This is a genomic window from Spirosoma pulveris, assembly GCF_054781875.1.
This window is the reverse complement of the sequence record NZ_BAAGTO010000001.1, coordinates 1,604,599-1,625,241: the sequence shown is the minus strand read 5'-3', so window position 1 is coordinate 1,625,241 and position 20,643 is coordinate 1,604,599. Positions and strand designations below refer to the sequence as shown.

General features: G+C 48.6%; 10 protein-coding genes. 8 read left to right on the top strand and 2 right to left on the bottom strand.

Annotated elements, in window-relative coordinates; translation table 11 throughout:
- Window positions 1–599: 599 nt before the first annotated feature.
- On the top strand, window positions 600–3,923 hold the full coding sequence (locus ACYVJM_RS06550) for a SusC/RagA family TonB-linked outer membrane protein (RefSeq protein ID WP_461147387.1): 3,324 nt from the start codon (window positions 600–602) through the stop codon (window positions 3,921–3,923).
- A 19-nt stretch (window positions 3,924–3,942) separates the two neighbouring features.
- On the top strand, window positions 3,943–5,541 hold the full coding sequence (locus ACYVJM_RS06545; RefSeq protein ID WP_461147386.1) for a SusD/RagB family nutrient-binding outer membrane lipoprotein: 1,599 nt from the start codon (window positions 3,943–3,945) through the stop codon (window positions 5,539–5,541).
- Between the two features lie 116 nt (window positions 5,542–5,657).
- Here the strand turns inward: ACYVJM_RS06545 and ACYVJM_RS06540 are convergent, their stop codons facing one another.
- Both ACYVJM_RS06540 and ACYVJM_RS06535 read right to left on the bottom strand, forming a co-directional pair.
- Window positions 5,658–6,665 (bottom strand): FG-GAP repeat domain-containing protein, encoded by a 1,008-nt coding sequence (locus tag ACYVJM_RS06540; protein WP_461147385.1) that lies wholly within the window; start codon window positions 6,663–6,665, stop codon window positions 5,658–5,660.
- 36 nt (window positions 6,666–6,701) lie between these two features.
- Window positions 6,702–7,217, bottom strand: a complete 516-nt coding sequence (locus tag ACYVJM_RS06535) for a hypothetical protein (RefSeq protein WP_461147384.1) — start codon at window positions 7,215–7,217, stop codon at window positions 6,702–6,704.
- Window positions 7,218–7,481: 264 nt separating this feature from the next.
- Here ACYVJM_RS06535 and ACYVJM_RS06530 point away from each other — a divergent pair, with 264 nt between their 5' ends.
- From ACYVJM_RS06530 to ACYVJM_RS06505, 6 genes are all read left to right on the top strand, one after another.
- Window positions 7,482–10,034 (top strand): carboxylesterase family protein, encoded by a 2,553-nt coding sequence (locus tag ACYVJM_RS06530; RefSeq protein ID WP_461147383.1) that lies wholly within the window; start codon window positions 7,482–7,484, stop codon window positions 10,032–10,034.
- A 525-nt stretch (window positions 10,035–10,559) separates the two neighbouring features.
- A complete protein-coding gene (locus ACYVJM_RS06525) occupies window positions 10,560–13,661 on the top strand; it encodes a SusC/RagA family TonB-linked outer membrane protein (RefSeq protein ID WP_461147382.1) in 3,102 nt (1,033 codons plus the stop codon).
- Window positions 13,662–13,746: 85 nt separating this feature from the next.
- Complete coding sequence (locus ACYVJM_RS06520) at window positions 13,747–15,348, top strand: SusD/RagB family nutrient-binding outer membrane lipoprotein (protein ID WP_461147381.1); 1,602 nt, start codon at window positions 13,747–13,749, stop codon at window positions 15,346–15,348.
- A gap of 132 nt (window positions 15,349–15,480) precedes the next feature.
- On the top strand, window positions 15,481–18,870 hold the full coding sequence (locus ACYVJM_RS06515) for a VCBS repeat-containing protein (protein WP_461147380.1): 3,390 nt from the start codon (window positions 15,481–15,483) through the stop codon (window positions 18,868–18,870).
- Complete coding sequence (locus ACYVJM_RS06510) at window positions 18,867–20,189, top strand: vanadium-dependent haloperoxidase (protein WP_461147379.1); 1,323 nt, start codon at window positions 18,867–18,869, stop codon at window positions 20,187–20,189. The genes ACYVJM_RS06515 and ACYVJM_RS06510 overlap by 4 nt, the downstream gene beginning before the upstream one ends.
- A 177-nt stretch (window positions 20,190–20,366) precedes the next feature.
- Window positions 20,367–20,525: a hypothetical protein gene (locus ACYVJM_RS06505; RefSeq protein WP_461147378.1), complete on the top strand. Its 159-nt coding sequence runs from the start codon at window positions 20,367–20,369 to the stop codon at window positions 20,523–20,525.
- Window positions 20,526–20,643 lie beyond the last annotated feature (118 nt).

The following is a 20,643-nucleotide window of genomic DNA, read 5'->3' as shown; positions in this document are numbered from 1 at the left end:
ACTAAAAAAAATAATAAAATACTGTAATAAATATATCAGTCAGCCTCTCAGGCACACCTCGCAGTGCTAAAGTGCTTTAAAAAACAGGTCCTTTTTTGCTGAATGACCATCATGAAGGCCATCAGCGTATCGTAGAGAGGGCGAGTGAATGCCCTTCCCTTGAGTGAATCTCATCAATTACATAAAAGAGAGAAATTTGGTTTATTGACCCTCACAGGTATAGTAGTAAAACTGCTGATTTGCAATTGTATACTTTAACTATAAACTTAGAGTAAGGTGCTACAGGCGTTCTTTTTGATAGTAGTACTCACTACCTGCTTTTAATAAGGAAAATTATTTTGTATAAAGTGCCTATTAATGAATAAAATATATTCTTGCTTAAATCAATATTAAAAAAAATTATAAATATGGCTTCTGAATCTATATATTTGTCGGTACGCTGCATGAGTGAAATTACTAGTAAACAAGCATTACCAGTATAAAAGCAAGAGCTGTTTAGCCGTTCGATTGTAAGGGTTGACTCCATGGGCCTTAAATATGAGCTCTGAACAGCTTAATTGTACAATCTTTCTTCCAGCACAGTTTAATCAAATAATTCTATGGCAAAAAGTTTACTTAGGCTTATTATCTTATTGTGGGTGATAAGTGCCCCCGTATTCGCTCAGACGATCTCGGGTAGGGTTACGGCGGGCAATGATGGCCAGCCATTACCAGGGGTCTCCATTCTGGTAAAAGGAACAAAGTCCGGTACAATTACGGATACCGATGGTAAGTATTCCATTGCTGCGGCAAAGGCCAAAGTACTGGTATTCTCGTTTATTGGCTACAAGAGCAAAGAGGTTATCGTCGATAATAAAACGACGATCGACGTTTCGTTGGACGAAGATGCGTCGATAATCAACGAAGTTGTGGTAACGGCATTGGGTATTCCTAAAGAAGAACGTGCCTTAGGATATGCTACGGTGGTTGTTAAAAACGACGCGCTTATCAAAACGGCCACACCAAACTTTGCAACGGCATTGTATGGTAAAGCGCCTGGGGTAACGATTAATGCTACACCAGGTGGTGCCACCAGTGGCGTGAGTATCAGCATTCGTGGGTTAAGCTCAATTACCGGTAACACACAACCGCTGATCGTGATGGATGGTATCCCCATCCGAAATGGCGAGGCCCGGAACACCGATTACTGGGGCGACCAGCGTATCCGCGGTAATGGCCTTTTAGATTTGAACCCGGCTGATATTGAAAACATCTCCATTCTGAAAGGAGCATCTGCTGCGGCTCTGTACGGGTCGGAAGCCGTAAACGGCGTCGTACTCGTAACTACCAAGACCGGGAAAGGCCGAAAAGGACTGGGCGTTGATTTCAGCGCAAGTTACAGTGTCGACAAAATTGCCTATCTGCCACGCTATCAGAATGTAAGAGGTCCTGGGTACTTCCAGAACTATGCTAACGGCGGTCAGGATGCCAATGGCTTCATCTCGTACGACACGGATGGCGACGGTAAAGGGGATACCCGCGGACTACTGGGTGCCACGGTTAACTTCGGTCCTAAGTTTGATGGGCAGCCGGTTATGGCCTTTGATGGTGTCATCCGCCCTTATGTAGCATCCAATAACAGCTATGCCAACTTGTTCCAGAATGCCAACAGTTCGAACATCAATCTGGCGATTTCCAAAGCAACGGATAACTCGACGATTCGCTTTTCGTACACGCGTCAGGACAACGGCATGATTAGCTATGCTGCCAAAAATGAAAAGAACATCATGAACCTGAATGCCAGCTTTAAGGTCAACAAAAAGCTGACAACAGACCTGATGGTCAATTACGTAAACCAGTATACGCACAACCGTCCCTTTAAAGTGGATCGCATGATCAACAACTTTTCGGGGATGATGAACCGCTTTGAATCGGCCGACTGGTACTTCAATAAATACCAGACCAGTCAGGGTTACAAATATGTAACCGGTACTAACCAAAGCCTTACGCCCAATGAGAACATCATCCGGAATGGCTTTAAAACCGATATTGGCGATTACGTTTGGAGTACCCGCGCCAATACATACGATGAATACAGTAACCGTGTTATTGCCAGCATTACGCAGCATTGGCAGATTCTGGACAACCTGAAACTCAGAGGCCGGATTGGTACCGACATGACATCGGAACGGATTGAAGACAAGCAGCGCAGTTCAATTCCGCTTGCCTTTGGTTACTCGGGTTACTTCGCCATGAATAACAACCTGTATAGCAATGTGTACGGCGATGTACTGCTTACCTATACTAAAAAACTAAACCCGGACGTAACCGTGATGGCATCGGGTGGGTATACTGCCAATAAGATGCTCAATACTTACGTTGGCCAGTCGACCAACGGGGGGCTGAGCACGGAGAATTTCTTCGATATCTCCGCGTCGGTAAATACGCCGGGTGGCAACAACAGCCGCGATAGGTCGATCCGGGATGCCTTTTTGGGAACAGTTAATTTTGACTACAAGAACTTCTTCTTCATTGAAGGTACTCTGCGCCGGGACCGCACGTCTACCCTGGCGCCGGGCAACAACGCCTTCGTTTACCCGTCTTTGAACTCAAGCCTTGTGTTCAGCGATCTGTTTCGGTTACCCGCGGTTATCAACTACGCGAAACTGCGAGGATCATGGGGGATCGTGGGTAACTACCCGCCTATCTACAGCGCCAATAATGCCTATAACCAGGGTAACCTGAGTACACAGCAGACCGGTGGCAGTTCGGTCTTGTATACTAACATTAGCAGCAATTACGGAAATGATAAAATTCGGCCTGAGCAGAAACATGAATATGAATTTGGTCTGGAGGCCAAACTGTTCAGAAACCGGCTGGGTATAGACCTGTCGTATTACAACGCCCAGATTGTTGATCAGATCCTGCCATTAACAATTGCCGCTACCTCCGGTGCCCGGTCAATTCTGGCCAACATCGGTACGCTGAGAAACCAGGGTGTCGAACTGGGACTAAATTTCTCCGCCTTAAAAAGTGCGGACCTGAACGGACTGAACTGGGATATAACCTTGAACCTGGCTAAAAACAGCAACAAAGTTGAGAAGCTAACGAACAACTCGACCGAGCTGTTACACGCTGACTACGATGGTAATGCCGCTCAACTACGTTCGGTAGTTGGCCAGCCAATGGGTGACATTTACGTACATGGTATCTTAAAAGACGCCAACGGCCGGAATGTTGTTGGCCCGAACGGGATCTACCAGCTAGACGGTGCCAACTGGATAAAGGCGGGTAATGCAATGCCTAAACTAACGGGTGGTTTTCTGAACAGCGTAGGCTACAAAGGCTTCAATCTGGATGTGGTCGTTGACTTCCGGTATGGTGGCTCCATCATGCCGACGGGTATCAACTGGCTCACATCGAGAGGTCTTACGGAAGAAAGCCTTACCGCAATGGATGCCGAGCATGGTGGCCTGCGCTATTACAGGGATGCCAATGGTAAAGGCATTCAGACGACGGGCGCTGCCGGACCAAACGGCGAGGTTGTTTATAACGATGGTATGCTGATGAATGGCGTACTGCCAACGGGCGAAGCCAATACCAACGTTATCTCTCAGGCGGTTTATTATAACAACACCTACAACTGGGGCGGCCCTCAGTACAGCAGCTCGCGCTACGAGTTGTACGTGAAGGAAAATACGTATGTCAAGATGAGAGAAGTCTCGTTAGGCTACCGGATTCCGGCCAGTCTGACCCGAAAAATTGGCACCCAGAATCTGACCCTGTCGGTGTTTGGCCGCAACCTGTTCTTCATCTACAGAACCATCAAGGATCTGGATGCTGAACAAACCAACTCGAGTACGCGGTGGGCAGAAAACATTAATAACGCTGGTAACAACCCATCGTTCCGCACGATGGGGGTAATGCTACGGGCCAGCTTCTAATCCTAATTCAATCATGAAAATGAAAAAGATATCTTTCCTGTTGTTCGCGGGGCTTTTGGTTGGAAACATCTCCTGTAAGGAAGCTGAGTTCACCGAGGCTTATCCAAACCCTGCCAAAATTGCTGAGACAACCGTCGAAAAACAGTTTACCGGCGTTCTGTACGCCAACAAAGATTATGTGCTTCCGGCGTATCGGCATTACTTCGTTACGCTGAGAACCTCCCTGAACCACTATAACCAGGCAACGGGCTGGATCAATTCGTCCGGACAGTATATACCGGGTTCGTCGGGGGTAGAAGATGTGTGGTACAACTACTACAACATGCTGGCGCAGTACCGCGAACTGCAAAAGGTGTACGCATCAAGACCCGCAGATCAGCAGGCAGACCGGAAAATCTTCATGCTGGCAGCCGCTGTTTACGTCTATGATTATACGCAGAAGATGGTCGACGTTCTGGGCGCTATTCCATTCAGCGCAGCCGGGATGCTGAGCTCCAACGGGGGCGACTACCTGGTGTCCAGTGCTAAGTTCGATACGGCCGAAGGCATATATACCTTTCTGCTCGATGACCTGAAACGTATTTCAACCGAGCTAAATGGCATTACCCTGAATGCCGGTTACCAGAAATCCTTCCAAACGCAGGACTTCGTCAATAAAGGCGACCTGACAGCCTGGAAGCGGTACTGTAATTCGCTTCGGCTTCGGCTGTTGAACCGGGTTTCGGATGTGGATAGTTTTAAAGCCAGATCGAGCGCTGAAATGGCTGAGATTTTGGGCAACGCAACCACCTATCCAATCGTTGAAACCAATGCTCAGAACATTCAGATCAACGTGTTTAATATAAACACCGACATTAACTCGAAAGGATTCCAGGATGGTTTAGAGTCAGCGGGTTGGTTTGGTAACACGGCGGGTAAGGCGATGATCGACAATATGAATGCGAACAACGACCCTCGCTTACCCCTGCTTTTTGAGCCAGGCGCGAGTGCCGGTGGTAAGTACATTGGTATTGATCCTACGGCTACGGAGGGTGCTCAGACAACGCTCTTCAACGCGGGTCAGGTAGCGATTTATAACCGTTATACATTGAGCCGGAATCAGTTTTTTCCCGGTGTTCTGATCAATGCGTCGCAAATGAATTTGATCAAAGCGGAATATTATCTGAGAACGAATAACGATGCCCTGGCGAAAACGGCTTACGAAACGGCCATTACGCAGTCAGTTCAATTCTATAACGGTATTTTGGCGCTGTCTAATGCCACGGGTATAACGGGATCTGCAGCCCCAACGGCGGCAACACCTGCTGCTATCAGCGCCTACATTGCCGGTCCGGCTGTAAGCTGGGGCAGTGCAACAACCAGCGCCGACAAGTTAAAACTGATCGCAACGCAGAAGTGGTTGCACTATAACCTGGTGCAACCTTATGAAAACTGGGCCGACATTCGCCGGCTGGACTTCCCCGTGTTGAGCTTCCAGGTCGATAACGCAAATAACCAGACACTTCCTCCGGTGCGGTGGACGATTCCGGGGAATGAAGTAACGTATAATGCAGCCAACTATGCGGCTGTAAAAGCGACCGATAATCTAAAGACCAGAATCTTCTGGGATGTGAAATAAGGATTTTGCTGTTGTTGGCTATACCAGCTAACAACAGCAAACAAAAGTTTAAATTAGGTTGGTAAAAAGAGGCAGACCGATTGGTTCGTCTCTTTTTTGTTTTCAAATCAGCCTGGTTACTTACTCTGGTTCTCCAGCACCAATAACTGAGGGAAAGAGGTGATACCCTTGAAAAGGAGTTGGGTCATTTCGCCAACCGTGTGAAAATAAGACCCCAGGATTAGGTCTACATCGCCGTCCCGGTCAAAGTCGGCGGCTTCCATTGTCAGCCATTTGCCATCGGCACCGGCGGGCGTGCTCAGGGGAGTAAATGTGAGCCCGCCCTGGTTGGAAAAATAAATAAAGCTCTGCTCCGGCTGCTCCAGACTGGTGTAAAAAGACGTAGCGGCTAGGTCGAGGTCGCCATCTTTGTCGAAGTCGCGGGCTATGGCCTTTGCTGCTCCATACATGGGGTAAAACCAGACTTCTTTAAAGTTGTCTTTCCTGTCGTTTAGGTATATACGTACACCGTGGTAATTTTTCTTGATGGATGAATAATCCCAGTTGTCGCCGTTGGTCAGCAAAATATCCTGGAAGCCATCCTTATTAAAATCAACCAGTTCAAAATAACTGGAGCCAAACAAGGGGGAGAATTGCAGTATGATTTTCTCCTTAAATTTTCCATTACCCAGATTGTAGAAGATAGAAACCTCTTCCCGCGCCTGAGCCATCAGGACCATAATATCGGGCTTTTTATCATGGTTGAAATCGGCAATTTCGACTTTACGCGCACCAGGAAAAGCTTTCAAGATACGTTCTTTGGCGGGGTCGAAACCATCGTACCAGAATAGCTTTCCGGCATTGTTTCCAAATCCGCAGATAAGTGCATCTTCTTTACCGTCGCTATTCAGGTCGCTTGCCAGAAACTGTACGGGGCGGGGTAACTGCCGGATATTGACAGGAATGGAACCCGGCTTAGCGGCTCTTTCCAGCGTCATAAGTCGGCCCAAGTGCTGGTCCGACGGACTGAAAACACCGATGGTGAGTAGTCTTGGCGCGGCATATTTGGGGAAGTCGATATCTGTTGGCGGAGTGTCGATCCACCATGTATCGGCCAGTTGAAGCTGATTATCAAGAACGTACAACGTATTCTGCGCATCGCCTACGTAGAGTTGCCCTCTTTATGCGTCAAACTTCAGCAACGTTGTTTGCGGCACGGGTTTATCACCAATGGTCACTTCTTTGGTCGCAAACAAAGTAAGTTCGTTGGTTACCGGCGCGTGGGGTTTCTGCGGTAAGGGTATTTCGGGCGCTGTCTGCTCATAATAACGAACGATTTTCTCCCAGTCCTCCAGGGTCAGCGCAGACGTTCCGGGATAAACATGCAACTGGCTAATGGCTTTTTCTTCTTCGGGTGCCAGCGGTTTCAGGGTGTCTTGCCCCGGTAGTTTGAGACCAAGGCGCATCGCCATATTAGGCAGTACACCCGTAACCCACGTCTTTTTATCCAGAAGTTCAGGCTCAGGGAATAGGTGGCAATTCCCGCAGTATTGGTGCGCCAGTTGCTTCCCGGAAGGATCGGTTTCTGTTTCTCCAGGGTTGGCAGACTTTATATCCGCTTCCTGATTTGACGGAATGGAAAATGAAGCGACAAGCAGAAAAAGTAACAGAAGTAAACCGGTTCTAAGCGATGGCATTGGCGATGAATTTATTGCAAAAGTAAAAAAGAGGAATGAACCGGATACGAAGTGAATCAGAAACGCAGTCAGTCAGTTACACACAAACGTTTCCGAATATACTGAATGTACAATTGGTATTCGACCAATTATTTTCATAGTTATTGATTATTTTTGCAAAATAGTGGCGGGGTTTTTAAAAAAATAAAATAACTCTGCCTTTAATTAGGACTGATCATCTGGAGAGAGTAGTCCCGTTACCAGCACATACTCAGCTCATTGACTATGCTTAACCTATCTACCTTGCTTGCCTTCTTTGCGTTATCGGTTGGTTCCCTGCTGGCTCAGCAGACTTCGGAAACGAATCGCTCTAAACCGTATCCGTTTACAAAAGGTCTGGTAGCTCTCACGGGCAGCCGCTACGGGCGCGAAGCCATTTATACCGATCCACTGGCCTATCAATTATATACCGGTACGCTCAAACAACCTGCCGAAGGGGCGGTATTTGGCAAAGATGAGCAGGGGGGAGATATTAAATGGATTGCGGTAACGGCCGACAGCCTGAACCGGCTTCGGCTGCGGGGGGGCATTCGGGGCAATGGTGGTGCACCTGCGGGACCCGGTGTAGTAGCCGGTAGCTTACGGGGAGGTATTGGCGGTGGCGGTGGGTATACTTACCTGACTTATCCATCAGCTCAGGAACAGGTTGCGCTGTTGACTATAAAAGGGAATAGCAACGTCTACGTAAATGGCGAACTGCACATGGGTGATGCCTACAGTATGGGCTATCTGCACATCCCGGTGAAGCTCCGGAAGGGCGTTAATGAGTTTTACGTACGGGGTATCATGATTACCGCCAGCCTGAGCTTCCCGGACAAATCCGCCCAGTTGGCTACCGACGATCCAACCTTGCCGAGCATTCGGTTAGGCGAACAGAATGCGTCGCTCCAGGGAGCAGTGGTGGTCATCAATACGTCAACAGCACCGCTGTCGGGTCTGCAATTGACCAGTACGTTGGCCGGTAAAACACTTACTACGTCGTTACCCGTTATTCCGGCCCTATCGAGCCGAAAAGTTGCGTTTACGTTCGATGGGAGCGGGGTTCACACAAAAGGGCCTCAGCCCTGCGAATTAACCCTCGTCCAGAAAGGCAAGTCGATCGATGCGGGAAGCGTTTCTGTAGAGGCCGTTCCGACCGGGGCCTCCTATAGCCAGACGTTCGTTAGCCAGATCGACGGTAGCTTACAATATTATGCCGTAACGCCACAATCGTCGGCAACGACCGCTCCGTCGGCGCTGTTCCTGTCGGTGCACGGTGCGGGCGTAGAAGCCATCGGGCAGGCACGGGCGTATAAACCAAAAGACTGGGGTAACCTGGTAGCGGCCACCAACCGTCGGCCGCGCGGTTTTAACTGGGAGGACTGGGGCCGGTTAGATGCGCTGGAAGTACTGGCGATTGCCCAGAAACGGTTCAAACCCGATCCGCAGCATATTTATCTGACTGGCCACTCCATGGGCGGGCATGGCACCTGGTTTCTGGGGGCTACCTATCCTGATAAATGGGCGGCCATTGCGCCCTGCGCAGGTTACCCGACACTAAAAGAATATGGCTCTGCCGATGGAGTAATCCCGGAAACCAGCAATGATCCATTGGAACAGATGCTGTTACGGGCCGGTAATCAGAGCGACGTGCTGAAACTGACGAGCAATTACAAACCGCTGGGCGTATATGTTCTGCATGGTGATGCCGACCGTACGGTGCCCGTAACCTACGCCCGACAGATGCGCAAATTACTGGGCGAATCACAGCCCGATATGAGTTATTACGAATATCCCGGCGGCAGTCACTGGTTTGGGGATGAAAGTGTTGACTGGAAACCGCTGTTCGATTTCTTTAAATGGCACCGGATTGCCCTGGACTCGACGGTAAACGACATTGATTTTGTCACGGCTAATCCGGGTATTTCATCTACCTATCGATGGGCCTCTATTGAGCAGCAAACGCAGCCGCTACTCTATAGCCGTATGCAGCTCACCCGTCGGGGAAAGGCAATTACCGGGACTACATCGAACATAGCCCTTCTGAAGTTGGCGCTTGATGCCTTTGATGTCAAAACCCCGGTGACCATTACGCTGGATGGCACTACGCCAATTACCTACACGACTACCCGTTCACAGGATACACTATTTCTAAGTCGGGACAACGGGCAGTGGAAGCAGGCACAACGTCCTACAACTGCTCAAAAAGGACCGCATCGGAATGGAACGTTCAAAGATGCGTTCAATAATCGAATGGTTTTCGTTTACGGAACGAAAGGCACAAAAGAAGAAAACGAGTGGAACTGGCAAAAGGCCCGCTACGATGCAGAAACCTGGTATTACCGTGGTAACGGTGCTATTGATCTTGTTGCCGATACAGATTTTTCACTGGCAAGATATGCCGATCGGGGCGTTGTGCTGTTCGGAAACGCGACTAACAATGCGGCCTGGAAGTCACTTCTGGCCGATTGTCCGATTCAGATGGAACGTAACCGCCTGCGGGCGGGCGAACAACAATGGCAGGGTGACGATCTGGGCGCGTATTTTGTCTGGCCAATCAAGGGATCGGCTGTTGCATCGGTAGCAGTCATTGGCGGAACGGGACTAAAAGGAATGCGGGCGGCTTCGGCTAATCAATATTTTGCCGGGGCGAGCGGTTTTCCTGACTTCATGATTTTCGGCCTTGACATGGTTCGTACTGGTAGTAAGGGGGTTCGAATGGCGGGCTTCTTCGATAACGACTGGAAACTGGTACCGGAACATACCGTGGTGAACAGCCAGAAGAGGAGTACCGAATAAGGTCGGTATTGGTATGAATTCGAAATAAACGCGCCTGAATAAGATGGGCAAACACCGCTTGTCTTTCAGTTTGACGGCTGCATTAATGTGGTGGAATTACTCATAATTTGACGCTTGACGAGAGGCTTTGAAACATACCTGTCAAGTAGTTAAATGCTGTTGAAAGAAGGTTAGATTGTATAAAAATTGGGAATAATTATATTACGCAAAGCGATAGTAGTTATTTGCTTATTTAGTGTACATTTGTTGAAAACCAATTTTAAAAAATATTACAAACTTAGGATTTCGAGGTATATATTTGCCAAAATAAGTGTACGGGTAAAATCTTTCTAACTAATAAAAAGGTGTTGCCTTATATAATTTGGTAAAAGGTTCAATTTTAACATATTATTTTAAAAGCGTTAGTGCTGTTCACCATAAGAGCGATTATACTCAGGAATGAGACGTCGTTTTTGCCGTGTTTACAGACCCACCACTTATTTCAACAGAGTTCGTTTCATTAACTAAATTAAGTGTCTAACTACTATGAAGTCAAAATTACGTAGAGCCATTCCCGGGCTGTTACTCTTCCTGGGAATATGGATTTCCGCTGTTGCCTCTCCCGTCTTTGCTATTGACAGTGAGGTAACAGGCCGTGTTTCGGATGAGAAGGGAAATGACGTGGTTGGTGCCTCGGTCACCATCAAAGGAACCAATCGGGGGACCAATACAGATGCCAGCGGTAAGTATCGAATTGTCGTGCCAAACGGAAGTGCCGTACTTGTATTTTCTTACATTGGCTACAACAAGCAGGAGGTTACAGTTGGCAACCGCTCTGTAATCGACGTGAAGCTGGAGCCAGGTAGTGCTGTACTCGACGAAGTTGTGGTAACGGCATTGGGTATATCGAAAGAAGCCCGGAAGGTCGGCTATGCAGTTACAACCGTCAGTAGCGAAGCATTCACGAAAGCCCGCGAAACCAACGTCGGTAATTCGCTGGCTGGCCGGGTCGCCGGTTTGAACGTGAAGGGAACCAGCGGTGGTCCGGGTGGTACAGCTAAAATCCTGATGCGGGGTATGCCCAGTATTAACTCGGGTGGTTCACCGTTAATCGTTATCAATGGTGTACCCATGGACAATACTCAGCGGGGTAGCGCAGGCGAATGGGGTGGTGCTGATGGCGGAGACGGTATCGGTAACCTGAACCCGGATGATATTGAAACCATGACGGTTTTGAAAGGTCAGTCGGCATCTGCTTTGTATGGTACAAGAGCTACCAACGGTGTTATCCTGATTACAACCAAACGGGGTAAGAAAGGTGATTACGCCATTGAATACAACGCAAACCTGACGGCTGACAGCCCCGTTAATTTCACTGATTTTCAGTACGAGTACGGACAGGGAACGGGTGGCGTAAAACCGGCTACCATTGCGGCTGCTCAGCAAACGGGTCGCCAAAGCTGGGGTGCTAAACTGGATGGCTCACAAATTACGCAGTTCGACGGCAAGCAATATGCTTATTCGGCGCAGAAAGACAACGTCAAAAATTTTTACCGCACAGGCACCAACTTCACCAATACTGTTTCGGTAACCAAAGGGGGCGATAACGGGTCATTCCGTCTGTCATTGTCTAACCTCGATACCAAATCGATTCTGCCAAACAGTGGTCTCGGCCGTAAAACATTCAACCTGACGGCCGACCAGAACATCACCTCGAAACTGAGCGTGAGTCTGCTGGCTAATTACATCGACGAAAAGGTTACGGCAAAGCCGCAATTGAGCGATGGCCCCATGAACGCCAACAACGGTATGTTTCTGGCAACAAACATCGATCAGCGCATTCTGGCCCCAGGTTACAATACCACAACCGGACGTGAAATTATCTTTAGTGATGATGAGTATGTAACGAACCCATACTTCGTAATCAATCAGTATGTGAACGACGTGAAACGGAAGCGATTGATCTCTATGATTGCAACCAAGTATCAGTTTGCCGACTGGATTTATGCACAGGCACGGGTTGGATATGATAACGCTAATGACCGTATTTTCCGGGTCACACCCTACGGAACGGCTTACTCGCAGGATGCCAAAGGTGGCCTGGATGAGCAGTCGAACGCCCAAACGACCGAGTTGAACGTCGATGGTTTGATTGGTATCAACAAATCCATTACACCTGACTTTACGGTCGATGCTATCATCGGCGGTAACATCCGGAAAAATGAATACGAGAAAATCGGCATCGGTGGTGGACCTTTTGTACTGCCTTACCTCTATAGCTTCAACAACGTCGTTAATTTTAATCGGAGTTATGCCTATGCTAAATCGGAAGTTCAGTCTGCCTATTATAGCGTCGATTTCAGCTACAAGGGCTTCCTGAACATCAGTACAACCGGACGTTACGATACTTATTCATCCTTACCCAGTGCCAATCGAAGCATTTTTACACCATCGGTAACGGGTGCATTTATCTTCTCCGAATTTGTTAAATCGCCATCGCTGAGCTTTGGTAAACTGCGGGCATCCTATGCCGTTACCAGTGGTGAGCCAGGTGCTCCTTATGGCACCAGCGTTTATTACGGAGTAGGCAGCGCCATCAACGGTGTGCCAACGGGTAACTTTAGTTCCAGCCTGCCCAACCTGTTCCTGAAACCATTTACCAAGAGTGAAGTTGAGGTGGGTCTAGAGTTGAAGTTCTTCGGCAACCGGTTAGGGTTCGATCTGGCCTATTACGATCAGAAGACGAGAAATGAGATCCTGCCTGCCAACTACAGTCCGGCAACGGGGTATACAAGTGGCGTAGTAGCTACCGGTTCTACCCAGAACCGGGGTCTGGAGGTGCTGGTAACCGGCACGCCCATAAAGACGTCAAAATTTGGCTGGAATGTTTCGTTCAACCTGACTTCGGTGAAGAACAAAATCCTCCAAACCGATGCCAACAATAACCCTCTTGGCCTCGGCTCTAACCGCGCTACCCTGGGCAATGCAACTACTGCATTTGTCGTGGGTGAGTCTGGTCCACAGATCCGGGCGTATGATTACAAGTATGCATCGAACGGCCAAATCATTGTGGATGCATCCGGCCTGCCGGTTCGGGGTAACCTGATCAACATGGGTACGGTATTGCCAACGCTGTATGGTGGTTTGAATAACGAGTTCTCGTTCGGTAATTTCAATCTGGCCTTCCTGATTGATTACAACTACGGCAACAAGATTCTTTCGGCTACCGAAAACTACGCGTACCGTCGGGGTTTGCACAAAGCGACGTTGGTTGGTCGTGAAGGTGGTATCACAACAGGTGTAGTCGAAGGCGGTGCTGCCAATACAGTTACCGCTACTGCACAGAATTACTACACGGCACTGGCCAACAACGTAACCAAGATCAGCGTGCTTGACGGCGATTTCATCAAAATGCGTCAGCTGACTTTCGGGTATAACATTCCTGCCAGTGTTTTGACGAAAGTGCCCCTGATTCGTGCGGTAAACATTTCTTTCGTGGCCCGGAACCTGTTCTATATCATGAAGAAAACAACCAATATCGATCCGGAAGCTACGTTTGGTGCTAACCTGCGTTACGCTGGTATTGAAGGGACGAGTCTTCCATCAAGCCGTAACTACGGGGTTAACTTAAACATCCGGTTCAAGTAAGGTATTTCTAGCAAGAGTTCGGTGTGCAACGCCTGATGGCGAGTTATTAATTCGCTATCAGACACACCTAATAAATACAAGAATCATGAAAAAAAGACTGATAGCATTAACCCTTGTGATAGGGTCTTTACAGGTTTCGTGTACCGATAATTTTGACGCGATAAACACCGACCCAACCCGTGCTTCTGCGACTATATTCGATCCTAACCTGTTGTTGCCGAGCGTGCAGTTCAATCACGTGAGCGCTAATGCCGGGTATAACGGTCCTATTCTGTTCCAGAGCATGTGGGTGCAGATTTTTGCATCGACATCGTCTGGCGCGGCTAACTATTATTCTAATGCCGACAAGTATGTTATTTCGAGTAATACGAATGCATACCTGAGCAGTACCTGGAATGGAGGTTATGGCGCTGCCAGCTACGCCTATGAGATGGAGCAATTGACTAAAGACAAGCCAGCCCTGGCCAACCTGAACAACATTGCTAAAATTATGCAGGTGCAATGTCTGGCGTCTATCTCCGATACCTATGGCGATCTTCCTTTTACGCAGGCATTACAGGCAAAAGCAGGGACTACTCTGCCCGTTTACGACACCCAGGAGAGCGCTTACAAAGGCATGCTGAGTAAACTTGAAACGGCTACTGCCGCTCTAAGTGCATCGGCTTTGCTACCTACAAATGATGCATTTCCCTACAAAGGAGATGTCGCTAAATGGAAAAAATATGGGTATTCACTCATGCTCAAAATGGCCATGCGGTTAACGAAAGCCGATCCGGCAACGGCCAAGACCTACGCAGAAAAAGCCGTTGCGGGTGGTGTTTTTACCAGTGTTGATGATGACGCCTACGTTCGTGCCGACAATGCCAATGGATACGGTAATGGTAATGGGGCTGCTCTGAGCACCCTGGCCGACATTTATCAGGTTCGCTGGAGCAAAACGATGATCGACTACCTGAAAGCAACGAACGATCCGCGTTTGAGTGTTATCGCCGAAGTGCCGGCAGACGGTCTGGCGGCTAATCAGTCGATTGCCGCAGCAGGTAACACAACACCGGCGGTTCAATTGGGTCTGCCCAATGGCTATGACCTGAACGGTGGAGCTACCGACATCAGCAAATCGCCGGGCTATCCGGGTGGAACCGGTGCGGGGGCCGATGCTACTCCAATCGGAAAATATTCACGGCCTACGCAAATCTACCGCGACCGTAATGCGCCACTGTTTGTCTTGACCTATGCTGAAGTTGAACTCCTGCTGGCCGAAGCTGTTACCCGTGGTTTCTCAGTAGGCGGTACCGCTGCCGGTCACTATAAAAATGGTGTGGTAGCAGGTATCCTGGCGCTGTCGCGTTATGGCGCAGCGGCTACCATCAGTTCGGCTGCGGCAACGGCTTATGCAGATGCCAACCCGCTGGTGACAGCCAACGCCCTGAAGCAGATCAACGAGCAGTATTGGGCTACTACCGGCCTGTTAATGAACTTCTCGGAGGCTTGGAATAACTGGAAGCGTTCTGGATTCCCTGTCTTAACACCTGTAAACTACGTAGGTAACTTCTCCAACGGAACAATTCCCCGTCGGCAGCCTTACCCAACGGGCGAGGCCACGCTGAACTCGGCCAACTACAGTGCTGCCGTTAGCAAACTCTCTGGCGGTGATACCTGGACGTCTCGTATCTACTGGGATAAATAAGTCGTATTAATACCCAAAAAAAGGTAAGATGGTCTCGTGCTATCTTACCTTTTTTGGCTTATATTGACTGGCTAAACTAGTGACTACTACCGCTCTCGCGTAGTCATCCTGCTTTGTAATGCCAATAAAGTGATGAATAGCCGATTTACTTATAGTACCTATAAAGTCCTGCTTTACTTCTTCCGTTATTCTGCCCGTTTCTCCTGCTTTTGGCTGTTTTTGGGCTGTTCGGTCGTGCATGCGCAGAATCCGCTGTTTCAGCTTCTTGCTCCCAAACAGACTCATATAGACTTTAAGAACGACATCGATGAGAACGAAAGCCTGAATGTGCTTTCCTACGAATACTTTTATAACGGGGGCGGAGTCGCCGTTGGCGATGTTAATAATGATGGCTTGCTTGATTTGTTCTTTACCGCTAATCTGAAACCCAACAAACTGTACCTCAATCTTGGTAAATTAACGTTTAAAGACATCACCGGTGAGGCCGGAGCCGAGCTGGGTGGAAGGTCGGGCGGTTGGAAAACGGGCGTCAGCATGGTCGATGTCAATGGCGATGGCTGGCTGGATATTTATGTCTGCTATTCGGGTAAAGGCGATGTGAGCAAGCGCAGAAATCAACTGTTTATCAATCAGGGAACAGGAACGAAAGGGACAGTCCGGTTTGTGGACCAGGCGAAGGAGTATGGTGTCGATGATAACGGCTATAATACGCAGGCTACCTTTTTCGACTATGACCGGGATGGCGACCTCGACCTGTTTTTGTTGCACCACAATGTCAAGAAGTACGATAATATGGAGCTGGCCAAGCTGCACGGGGAGACCGATTTGCTGGCTGGTAATAAACTGCTCGAAAACAGAAACGGTCACTTTGTCGACGTAACCCAGAAAGAAGGCATCCATCAATACCCGTTAACGTTTGGGCTGGGCATGGCCGTAGCGGATGTCAATAAAGACGGGTGGCCCGATATTTATGTCACGAACGATTATAATGAGCCCGATTACCTATACATAAATCAGAAGGGGATTGATCTGGCGGCCCGGCGGTCGGGTGGGCCGGCATTCAAAGACGAAACTCAGGCCTGCTTCCGGCATCTGGCGCAGTTCTCAATGGGCGTGGATATCGCCGATTATAATAATGACGGCCTGCCCGACATCATGTCGCTGGATATGCTGCCGGAAGATAACCGACGCCAGAAACTCCTGCAGCTTCAGGAAAATTACGAGTCGTTTGAACTGATGCAACAGCAGAAACTACAGCGACAGTACATGCGGAATATGCTTCAACTGAATAACGGCGACGGTACATTTAGTGAAATTGCACAGACGGCCGGCGTGTCGAATACCGATTGGAGTTGGTCGCCGTTGTTAGCCGATTTTGATAATGACGGGTATAAAGATCTCTTCATTACCAATGGCTACCTGCGTGATTATACCAACAAGGATTTTTTGAAATACTGGGGCGATTATAAGATCAAAAAAGCCATTGACCGCGAGCCTGTGCAGTTGATGGATCTGGTGAAAGCCATGCCATCTACTAAAATTGCCAATTATATCTTCAGCAACAATCACGATTTAACCTTTACAAACAAACAGCGGGAATGGGGTTTTCAGACACCTGCTATCTCAAACGGGGCCGTCTACGCCGACCTCGATAACGATGGCGATCTGGAACTGGTTATCAATAACATCAACGAACCGGCTTTCGTATATCAGAATATGAGCCGTGAACAGTCAACCAATGGGTTCCTTCAGGTAAAACTGGTTCCATCGCAGAAAAACAGAACAGCTATCGGCACTAAAGTCACGCTGTTTACCAATGGGAGCTTACAATATCAGGAGGTGAATCCGGTGAGGGGCTATCTATCAAGCCAACCATTAACGCTTCATTTCGGTGTTGGGACAGCAAGCAGAATCGACTCCATCAGCATCATCTGGCCGGATCAATCCGTACAGAAACTAACCGATGTTCCCATTAACCAGCAACTTGTGATCCAGCAGCCGGTAACCTCGGCTACCGTCGGTCGTGCTTTGGTTCCGAGAAAAGGATCGTCTGTATTTACAAAAGTGGACCCCGTTCTACCGCATACACACGAAGGTTTTCTGGAAAATGATTTCAAACGCCAGCCGCTCATGCTCTGGATGTATTCGCATACGGGGCCGATACTGGCGAAGGGCGATGTCAACAAAGATGGTTTGGACGATGTTTTTATCAGTGGCGACCAAAGCAAACCCGCTGGCGTCTGGATGCAGCAACAGAATGGTACATTCAAACAAATAACCGGGTTGGTTATTGGCGACGAATCGATTTCATCTATTTCGGCGGCTGTCTTTTTGGATGCCAACGGCGATGGGTTTGACGATCTGTACGTAGCAAAAGGAGGGTACTCACTGTTCGAAGTCAATACAACTTCTTTTCAGGATGAGTTGTACATGAATGACGGGAAAGGCAACCTGATTTTGTCAAAAACAGCTTTGCCAAACCTAAGTGCCAGTAGTAAATCATGCGTTCGTCCGTACGATTACGATCAGGATGGCGACATTGATCTATTTGTGGGCGGACGGGTTGTGCCCGGACGTTATCCCGAAGCACCGGTTTCTTATCTGCTCCAGAATACCGGCACCGGCCAGTTCAGGGCTGTGCCCATTCCATTTGCCAAAATAGGCATGGTAACGGATGTTAAATGGGCCGATATGAATGGGGATGGGCGTGCCGATCTTGTTCTATGTGGCGAGTTTATGTCCATAAAAATCTACCTGAATACAAAAGACGGATTCGTCGATAAAACAAAGCAGTACTTTCCGGAGGATGAAAAAGGCTTCTGGTTATCCCTAACCATCGCTGATGTAAATGGTGATGGACAGAACGATATTCTGGCTGGTAACCTTGGGACGAACTCACAGATCAAGTTTTCATCAAAAGAACCTGTTGAACTGGTCTACGCTGATTTTGATAATAACGGGTCTATCGATCCCTTCGTTAGTTTTTACGTTCAGGGGACAGCCTATCCGTTTGTGAGCCGGGATGAACTGAACGACCAGATCTATGCCATGCGTAAGAAATTTGCGTTTTACAAAGACTACGCCAACGCGACGATCAGCACCATCCTTCCTGCCGATGAGTTGGCCAACGCGCCGAAGCTTACGGCTACAGAATGTCGTTCAGTCTGTTTTTTAGCAAAACAAGGGCAGTTTGAAAAACAGATTCTGCCCATAGAGGCACAGTTTGCCCCGGTTACAAACATGGTATGCGAGGATTTTGACCTGGATGGCCAACTGGACGTATTGTTGTTGGGTAATAAGTCGGACAACCGGCTAAAAATAGGAAGTATAGACGCCAACTATGGCTGCTTACTGAAAGGAGACGGGAAGGGAGGTTTCACCTACGTGAACCAGTCGGGCTCGGGTTTATCGGTCATTGGTGATGTTAAGTCGGTTATTGATATCAACATCCATAAAACCAGACACTTACTGATTGGAGCCTTCAATCAGCCGTTGCAGGTGTATAAACAGCAAAAGCCATGAAACGAGTGCTATTCATTTGCCTTTGGCTGGGATCACACGTTTCGGCAAAGGCGGAAGTTGCTCCAAAAGAGCTTGGTCGGCACCTTCAACCAACGGTTTTTGCGGTAACGATGGTGATGATCCATGATGTAGTTAACCCGCCCGCTGCCAGCCGTTTTTACACCTATTGTCTGTTAGGGGCCCACGAAATTGTAGCCCGGCATCAGAAAGCGGTGGTGTCGCCAACCACGTTTGTCCGCAGTCTTAGGGAGGCAAATCTGGATATACCTAAAGCCGACAATTACCAGATTGCAGCTCTCTACTGCATTCTGGAAACGGGACGGTTGATTCTGCCTTCGGGCTATATGCTTGAGGAAGAGGAGAAAAAGCTTCTTGATCAACTCCGGGCCGAAAAATATCCGGAGTCAGTTATTCAGCAATCGGTGAGTGTGGCGCAGGAGATGGCTAAAAAAATACTGACCTATGCCGCTGCCGACAACTACCGAAATCTGAGCGCCCGCACCCGCTATCGACCCAACAAGGCCGATGGCTTCTGGTATCCAACACCACCGGCTTATATTGAAGCAATCGAGCCGCACTGGCGCATTATTCGGCCCGTGATGATCGACTCCTGCAGCCAGTTCAGGCCAAAACCTCCGGTTGCGTTTAGTAAAGACACAACCAGTGAGTTTTATAAACTGGCACTGGAAGTGTATCAGGTAGGAAACAGGCTGACTGATGAACAACGGTTTATCGCGTCGTATTGGGATTGCAACCCGTTTGCGGTCAATACCTCGGGACACATGTCGATTGGGTTTAAGAAAATAAGCCCCGGTGGTCACTGGATGAATATAACAAGTCTGGCAACCACCAAAGCCAGACTATCGTTTGACATCGCCCTGATGGTGCAATCGCTGGTTGCGATGACGCTGATGGACGCCTTCATTAGCTGCTGGGACGAGAAATACCGTAGCAGCCGAATTCGTCCCGAAACAGTTATTAATCGCTACATCAACGTGCGCTGGCAACCACTCCTTCAAACGCCACCCTTCCCGGAGTACACTAGCGGACATAGTGTTATCTCAACTGCCGTGGCCGAACTGCTAACCTACCTCATAGGTGATAATTTTAGCTTTACAGACAACACCGAAGTAATCTTTGAATTACCCGAACGCCGGTTTACTTCCTTCCGCCAGGCCGCATCGGAAGCCGCAATTTCCCGGCTGTATGGCGGCATACATTACCGCGATGCTATTGAAAACGGGCAGGCCCAGGGTAAAGCGATCGGTGAGTTTGTTATTGAACGATTAAAGAAAGCGGGTATCAGTCCTATTTTCTAATCGTATCTCAGACAGCGATCAGACAACCGGCTTTTAGCAGAGCATTATGGGCGGATTTTGATCAGGACGGAGTGCCGGAAACGACGGACTTAATTGCCAATTTAAAGTCTCGTCTGATTTACCGATTAGTATGTTGACCGACAATTTCGACGGGAATGGTACCATAGATCCCATAGTTTGCTACTACATTCAGAGGAAGACTACCCTGCTTACAGTCGGGATGAGTTGCTTAATCAGCTGGCTCCGCTTTGGAAGAAATACACGTTGTACACGCTTTATTCCAATGCAACGGTGGATGAGAAAGTGAATGAGCTTAAGGGAAAAAACGCCCGCTAAAACAACTATCAATGAGCTATCGACGTTGTACCTCGTGAACAATAAGGGGCATGTTAAGCGCAGGGGGTTGCCTGTTCAGGCGTCATTCTTGCCGGTTTATGCGATGGCGATGCGGAGC

Excerpts from the sequence above, each read along its gene's own strand:
- ACYVJM_RS06550 (WP_461147387.1), top strand. The coding sequence starts at position 600 with ATGGCAAAAAGTTTACTTAGGCTTATTATCTTATTGTGGGTGATAAGT.
- ACYVJM_RS06545 (WP_461147386.1), top strand. The coding sequence starts at position 3,943 with ATGAAAAAGATATCTTTCCTGTTGTTCGCGGGGCTTTTGGTTGGAAAC.
- ACYVJM_RS06535 (WP_461147384.1), bottom strand. The coding sequence starts at position 7,217 with ATGCCATCGCTTAGAACCGGTTTACTTCTGTTACTTTTTCTGCTTGTC.
- ACYVJM_RS06530 (WP_461147383.1), top strand. The coding sequence starts at position 7,482 with ATGCTTAACCTATCTACCTTGCTTGCCTTCTTTGCGTTATCGGTTGGT.
- ACYVJM_RS06525 (WP_461147382.1), top strand. The coding sequence starts at position 10,560 with ATGAAGTCAAAATTACGTAGAGCCATTCCCGGGCTGTTACTCTTCCTG.
- ACYVJM_RS06520 (WP_461147381.1), top strand. The coding sequence starts at position 13,747 with ATGAAAAAAAGACTGATAGCATTAACCCTTGTGATAGGGTCTTTACAG.
- ACYVJM_RS06515 (WP_461147380.1), top strand. The coding sequence starts at position 15,481 with ATGAATAGCCGATTTACTTATAGTACCTATAAAGTCCTGCTTTACTTC.
- ACYVJM_RS06510 (WP_461147379.1), top strand. The coding sequence starts at position 18,867 with ATGAAACGAGTGCTATTCATTTGCCTTTGGCTGGGATCACACGTTTCG.